The organism is Bacilli bacterium, from assembly GCA_036381315.1.
Classification (GTDB): domain Bacteria; phylum Bacillota; class Bacilli; order Paenibacillales; family KCTC-25726; genus DASVDB01.
This window is the reverse complement of sequence record DASVDB010000047.1, coordinates 1-5,825: the sequence shown is the minus strand read 5'-3', so window position 1 is coordinate 5,825 and position 5,825 is coordinate 1. Positions and strand designations below refer to the sequence as shown.

6 protein-coding genes are annotated in these 5,825 nt (G+C 49.5%); all 6 read right to left on the bottom strand.

What is annotated here, in order from left to right:
* The coding region (locus VF260_03585) for an ATP-binding protein (protein ID HEX7056268.1) at positions 1-1,317 on the bottom strand (1,317 nt) is incomplete at its 3' end.
* Positions 1,286-1,897, bottom strand: coding sequence for a DUF4194 domain-containing protein (locus VF260_03580; GenBank protein HEX7056267.1), 612 nt, complete (start codon positions 1,895-1,897; stop codon positions 1,286-1,288). The genes VF260_03585 and VF260_03580, both read right to left, overlap by 32 nt.
* Positions 1,894-3,318 carry a Wadjet anti-phage system protein JetA family protein gene (locus tag VF260_03575; GenBank protein ID HEX7056266.1) on the bottom strand — a complete coding sequence of 475 codons (1,425 nt, stop codon included), beginning with the start codon at positions 3,316-3,318 and terminating at the stop codon, positions 1,894-1,896. Before VF260_03575 ends, VF260_03580 begins: the two co-directional genes overlap by 4 nt.
* Positions 3,319-3,464: 146 nt before the next feature.
* A complete protein-coding gene (locus tag VF260_03570; GenBank protein ID HEX7056265.1) occupies positions 3,465-3,734 on the bottom strand; it encodes an HPr family phosphocarrier protein in 270 nt (89 codons plus the stop codon).
* Complete coding sequence (gene ptsP, locus VF260_03565; GenBank protein HEX7056264.1) at positions 3,721-5,412, bottom strand: phosphoenolpyruvate--protein phosphotransferase; 1,692 nt, start codon at positions 5,410-5,412, stop codon at positions 3,721-3,723. Before ptsP ends, VF260_03570 begins: the two co-directional genes overlap by 14 nt.
* Positions 5,413-5,499: 87 nt before the next feature.
* Positions 5,500-5,825, bottom strand: a 326-nt coding sequence (locus VF260_03560; protein HEX7056263.1) for a PTS glucitol/sorbitol transporter subunit IIA, incomplete at its 5' end; no start/stop codon positions are given.

The window sequence follows — 5,825 nt, the reverse complement described above, 5'->3', positions numbered from 1 at the left end:
GCGCCATTTCGCCAGACTTTCTCCGATTTGTTTGAGATCCCGCTTCCAATCCTCCTCCTCATGAACAGCGATCGACCCGGAACGGGCCAACGCTTCCAGATGCGCCATGCTTTCCTGATAACGACGCAACGAATCCAGCTCGCCCGGCTCCCAGGTCCAGAACGGATTGTCCGGCCAATCGGCCAGGCCAGTCAACAATTGCCGTTCCCGCAATAGCTGCGCCTGATAGATGCGCAACAACCGTTCTCCCTCGTGCTGTTGCGCGGTTAATTGCGCAATCTCCTCGTTCAGCTCGCGCTTTCGCTTCTCTGCGGCATGATTTTGCCAGCGTTGGTACGCTTCTTGTTGCTTGCCTCTGGCTTCTTCTTGCTTGAGCTTGGCGAGAGAAATCTCACCTTCCAGCCGCTTAAGCTTGTCCGCCAACCCGGCGTTTTCCCGTTCCGTTTGCTCCAGATTTTCGCTTTCGTAAACCGCCTTCAGGCGCCGAATGACGTAATCCTGCTCCCGCGCCGTTTCCTTATACTTGACATATTGTCCATAGCAATCTCGGATTTCCTGAAGCTCTTGCTTTCTCTCCTGAAGCAGTTCAAGCTCCCGCTGATATCGTTCATGGATCTCGAAATTTTGCCGCATCAAATTAAGCTGCAGTTCTTTCCTGTCGAGAATATAGTCGTAAACGAAGGCGCGGATATTTTGGATCGGCTTAAACGAAAGCGCTTTGGTGAAAATCGTAAAAAACCGCTCATGCAATTGCCCCAACCGGGCAAGCAAAGCTTTCTGATAATTGGATTTGTTTCGCTCGAACAGTACCCTTCTGCCGGCCGGCGCGCCGATTCGTGCGCCATCTCCGCCATAGCGTTTGCGAAATCCATCGCGGTTGAATAATATTCCATTGGAATTGACGAATTCCAGATCGTCCAGCTTGCAATCCGCCAGGATGAAATATTCTTCCTCCGTCGCCGAGCCGCCCCGATACACATCGACCGCCACGCCGACAACGAACCATTCTTTCCGATCCTCGTCCCGAAACTCCGCAACGATGTAGGTTGTAAAATCGCCGTCCCGCAAAAAGGAACGTTCGTCGCTGCCGATTTTCCCCCGCAAATAATGGATAAAGCTACGTTTGGCGTCATCATGGGCGGCTGCATTGAAACGGATCATCCGTTGGTCGGCGACAAAAAGCACCTGCAACGCATCAATAATCGTGGACTTGCCGACGGCATTTTGTCCGGTTATCAAGGTCTGTTTACCGAATTCCATTGTGACATCCTGAAAATAATGCCAGTTAATCAACCGCAGCCGCTTCATCCATTTCATCCTGCTCACCCCCTCTTTCGCCGTTCGGCAAATGTGCCTCCAGTTTATCGAGCAAATTTTTCATTTCGTCCGCCTGGATCAAATAAATCCAGGTATGAAACAACTTGAAGCGCGCGTCGTCGGATCGGTTGTCGGAATCGAGCGGCTCCAGCAATTGGGTTTGCGCGCACATGCGCAAAAGCTTGTCCAATGTCGTTCGATTAATCCATTCCAGCCGGAACGATTCGTATTTGCTGCGAATCTCGTAGAGCGTCACCATCGGGTATTCGGAGAGCGACAAACCTTGCCGCTTCTCTTCGTACAGAAGACGAAGCACAAGCAGCCATAACGTCTGTTCACGATCCAAGCGACGACGCAAGCGGCTGTCCGGAATATGCAAATAGACGCATTCATGTCGTTCATCAACAACCAATTCCCAGCCGAGAAAACGATAATAGCTTTCCAGGGCAACCCGATGACGGCGTATCGTCGCGTATACATCGCGCTCCTTGTCTTTAACCAGCATGTTCGTCTCCAGGAGCCTTTGAATCGCTTCTTTGACTTTTAACTGTTCGGAATCACTCAAATCTTGAAATATCACGGCATGCGACCTCCCTGTTGCGCGCGAACAATGTCATGGTTATGAAAACGGTAACCGCCGATCCGCACGACCGGACGACCGGCTGAGCGATCCAGGCGAAAACGCGAACCGCCGTCCGAGCCGTACAAGTACACGTATCCCAGCATGATGAATTCTTCGGCGTTGCGCGGCGCAAGCTCGGCAATCTCCATGCGTTTGCGGTCGCCCATTCGGGACAAAACATAATGATCCACTTTTTTGCGCGTGATCGCCTTGCGCATTTTCTCGATATTTCGTTGCCGCAATTCTTCCATTACATGCTCCGGAATCGGGATCGTCACATGCTTCTCCGGCTGATGCGCCGCCTTGCGGCGACGGGGCGCATATAACGATTGCTCCGACCACCCGCGCACTTGACAGAGCGTAAATAGTGCGAACTCCGATTCCTGCGTTTCTTTGCCGAGCTGCTCAATAAGCCGGGCTAAACGCCGATCCAATCCTGCAAACTGCTGGCTCAAATATCTCGCCCTGTCGTAAGAAGCACGAAGGTACTGGTTGTGCCGCACATCGATCTGATAAAAAATTTCCTCGAGCCCGACATACGTCTCCTCAATGAAAAATAGCGCCTCGCGAACGGCATGCTCCGCCTCCTCTGCGGTGCCATATAATTCGCTTTTAACGCCGTCCATGGCGGCTTCCTGCAGCAGTTCCCGATCCAGGAGCCACTGTTGCACCGTACGCAAAATCTGAAACCGATACCGGGCGACATGATCGGAAGTTTTGAGGCGATGGTAGCTTTTATCCACGATTTGCGATTTGTACGTTTCAAAATGATGATCCAGCACTTCCCGGATGGAAGTTTTTTGCACCACCGACTCCATGTGATGTTTCATGTTATTGTAAAGGGCGATCAATTCCTGACGGAATTGCTTCGTCACCTGCGCCGCTTCCATCACGGCAAAACAAGGGCGCAGCTTGGCTTCCTCGCCGGTCAACAGCTGATAAGTTACAAAAGCAAAACGTTGATACTCAACCGTCCGGGCTTCGCACAGTTCCTGGAATACCCCGATCAGCCGGCTGGCATAGTGGGGAAGCACAATGTAAGCTTCGAACTGGCTGCGCGTCTCCACGTCGATCCATTTTAACCGCTCCAATCGGCGCAACATTGCGTTCGCTTGCACCCGCGCATAATCTTCCAACGTGACCTGCCCCGCCTCTTCCGCGGCGGCGGGTTCATCCTCCTCGAGCGCCATCGGCATGCCCGCGTCGCTTTGGGTTTCCAGCAATTCCTGCAACAAATCCCGCATTACCTCGTAACGGATGCCAAACCGTTCCCGTTGTGAATGCTCATATAAAAGAAGCAACGCTTCCGCGTACAGTTTCCGATTGGCCCCCGTCAAAAGCTGAAACAGCCCCTCCGGAATCACTTCAAACAAATTCATAAACCTTTGCAATCCTTTTTGGCGAAAGTTATCATTTCTTGTATTATACTATTTTATACAACCGGAAACCTCCCATATTATTTTACTCTTGTTAAAAATAAAGCCATTGCCCGAAATTGCGTGGCAATGGCTTTATCCCGAATCTTTTATTCATCTTCTCCAAACTTATTTTCAATCAAATCAACGATTTTTTGCATCGCTTCTTTCTCGTCTTTTCCATCCGCGGTAATCCGGATTACCGACCCTTTCGCCGCTCCCAAGGAAATGACGTTGAGAAAACTTTTCGCATTGGCAACCTTCGTATCTTTCATAATTTTGATGTCGCATTCGAAACTTCCCGCCAACTTCACCAACTCTTTGGCTGGGCGAGTATGAAGACCGGTTTTATTTAAAATCCGGGTTTCATGCTGTATCATTCGCGTCACTCCGCTCTTTCATGACGGCGTCCAGTTTTCCTCTGGCCTCCGGCAACGAAATATTAATAATGTTGTTTTTGATCAATGGAATTTGCGACGGGCTCATGCTGAGTTCATCCAATCCGAGCGCGAGCAATATTTCGGTATACGCCGGATCTCCGGCCATCTCCCCGCACATTCCCACCATTTTGCCTTTTTCCTTGGCCTTTTTGCATACAAAACTGATTAGGCGCAAAACAGCGGGATGGGTCGGATTGTATAAATAGCCGACATTTTCATTCATGCGGTCAACCGCAATCGTATATTGAATCAGATCATTTGTTCCGATGCTAAAGAAGTCGGCAAAATCCGTCAACTGATCCGTTATTAATGCGGCCGACGGCACTTCAATCATCATCCCGATCTGTATGTTTTCGCCCGTTGGCCGGCCTTCATTTTTTAGTTCCTCCATGACTTCCTCAGCCAATCGACGGCATTGTATCATTTCATGTACGGTTGAGATCATGGGAAACATAATGCGGATAGGTCCGAACTGTCCGGCGCGGATAATCGCTCTTAGCTGCGTTCTTAAAATATCGGGATGCTTCAGGAAAAAACGAACTGCCCGAAAGCCCAGAAAGGGATTCATTTCTGCCGGAAAATCGATATATGGTACTTTTTTGTCCCCGCCCAAATCCAATGTTCGGATCGTCGTCGGCTTGCCGTTCATTCGCCGGACAACCGAACTGTACGCGGCAAACTGCTCCTCCTCCGAAGGCATTTGATTTTTGTCCATAAATAAAAATTCCGTTCGGAATAAACCGACTCCGTCCGCTCCGTACTGTTCGATCATTTCCGCTTCCCGATGGTGCCCAATGTTGGCCAGCAATTCAACTTCCAGACCGTCCTTTGTCACCGGCCTGACAACTTTAAGTTCGTCCAATCCGGAGCGAAATTTGGCCCATTGCTTTTTCTTTTCGCGATATTCCCGCAAGATCGCTTCGTCGGGATTAATGAAAATAATTCCCTGTTTCCCGTCAATAATCACGAGATCACCGTCGTGGATTTCTTCCGTCAGATGTTGACAACCGACTACAGCGGGTATTGACAATGTCCTGGCCAATATGGCGGTATGACTTGTTCCGCTGCCGATTTCGGTGACAAATCCCTTTACTTTGGACTTGTCAATCTGCGCTGTCATAGACGGCGTCAGATCATATGCCGCAATAATCACTTCATTGGGCAATTGATGCAATTTAACCAATGAGTCGCCGTTTAAAAGAGCCAGGAGCCGCTGCCTGATATCCCGCAGGTCCTGTATGCGTTCTTTCAGATATTCGTCTTCCATCAATTCAAACGTATGAATGTATTGTTCGAACACCTTGTGAACAGCCCAGGCAGCGTCGCAGGACTCATTGGCGAAAATGACGTCCATGTCGGAAAGGAGATTGTCATCGGACAATAGCATATACTGTCCCTCAATGATTCCGGCCTCAGCGGATAGGCCCTGATCCTCCAAACTTTTCATTACGGATACAATCTCTTTTTTCGCCTTGTCGATCGCCTCATTTATTTTTTCCTTTTCGTGCGGTATTTGAACTGCGGGCACAATTCGTTTTTTCGCTGTTTGTTCTTTGTTTACCAGAACAAGCGCCGGGCCGATGGCGATATCCGGCGTTACCGGTATTCCTTTCAACATGTTGCTCACTCCCGAACTACACCGACTTGGCAATGATCCTGAATTCTCCTGCATTCCCGGATCAAATTTGGCCGAAATTGCATTTTTTTATTTCCGGACAACAGTGATTCTGGTGCCTTTTATGATCGGAGGAATTTCTTTGTTTTCCACACAGACTGTTCCCGGCAAATCGTTGTCTTCTCCGCTGAATTTAAATGAAACATGGCCCAATTCCTGAAGAGACCGGTGCACTTGATTGCCGACAAAAGTAACAGAAAATTCATGGGAATCAATGATCAAAGTATCTCCAACCCGAATTTCCCCGGAAATAGTGCTGTTCTCATGAACAACCGCGACATCTTGCAGTTCCTTCGGCGCCTTGATATCGAAAAGGATCAGTATATTTTCCCGCATAATGGCTGGAGCCTCGCTGC

Excerpts from the sequence above, each read along its gene's own strand:
- VF260_03575 (HEX7056266.1), bottom strand. The coding sequence starts at position 3,318 with ATGAATTTGTTTGAAGTGATTCCGGAGGGGCTGTTTCAGCTTTTGACG.
- ptsP (HEX7056264.1), bottom strand. The coding sequence starts at position 5,412 with ATGTTGAAAGGAATACCGGTAACGCCGGATATCGCCATCGGCCCGGCG.
- VF260_03570 (HEX7056265.1), bottom strand. The coding sequence starts at position 3,734 with ATGATACAGCATGAAACCCGGATTTTAAATAAAACCGGTCTTCATACT.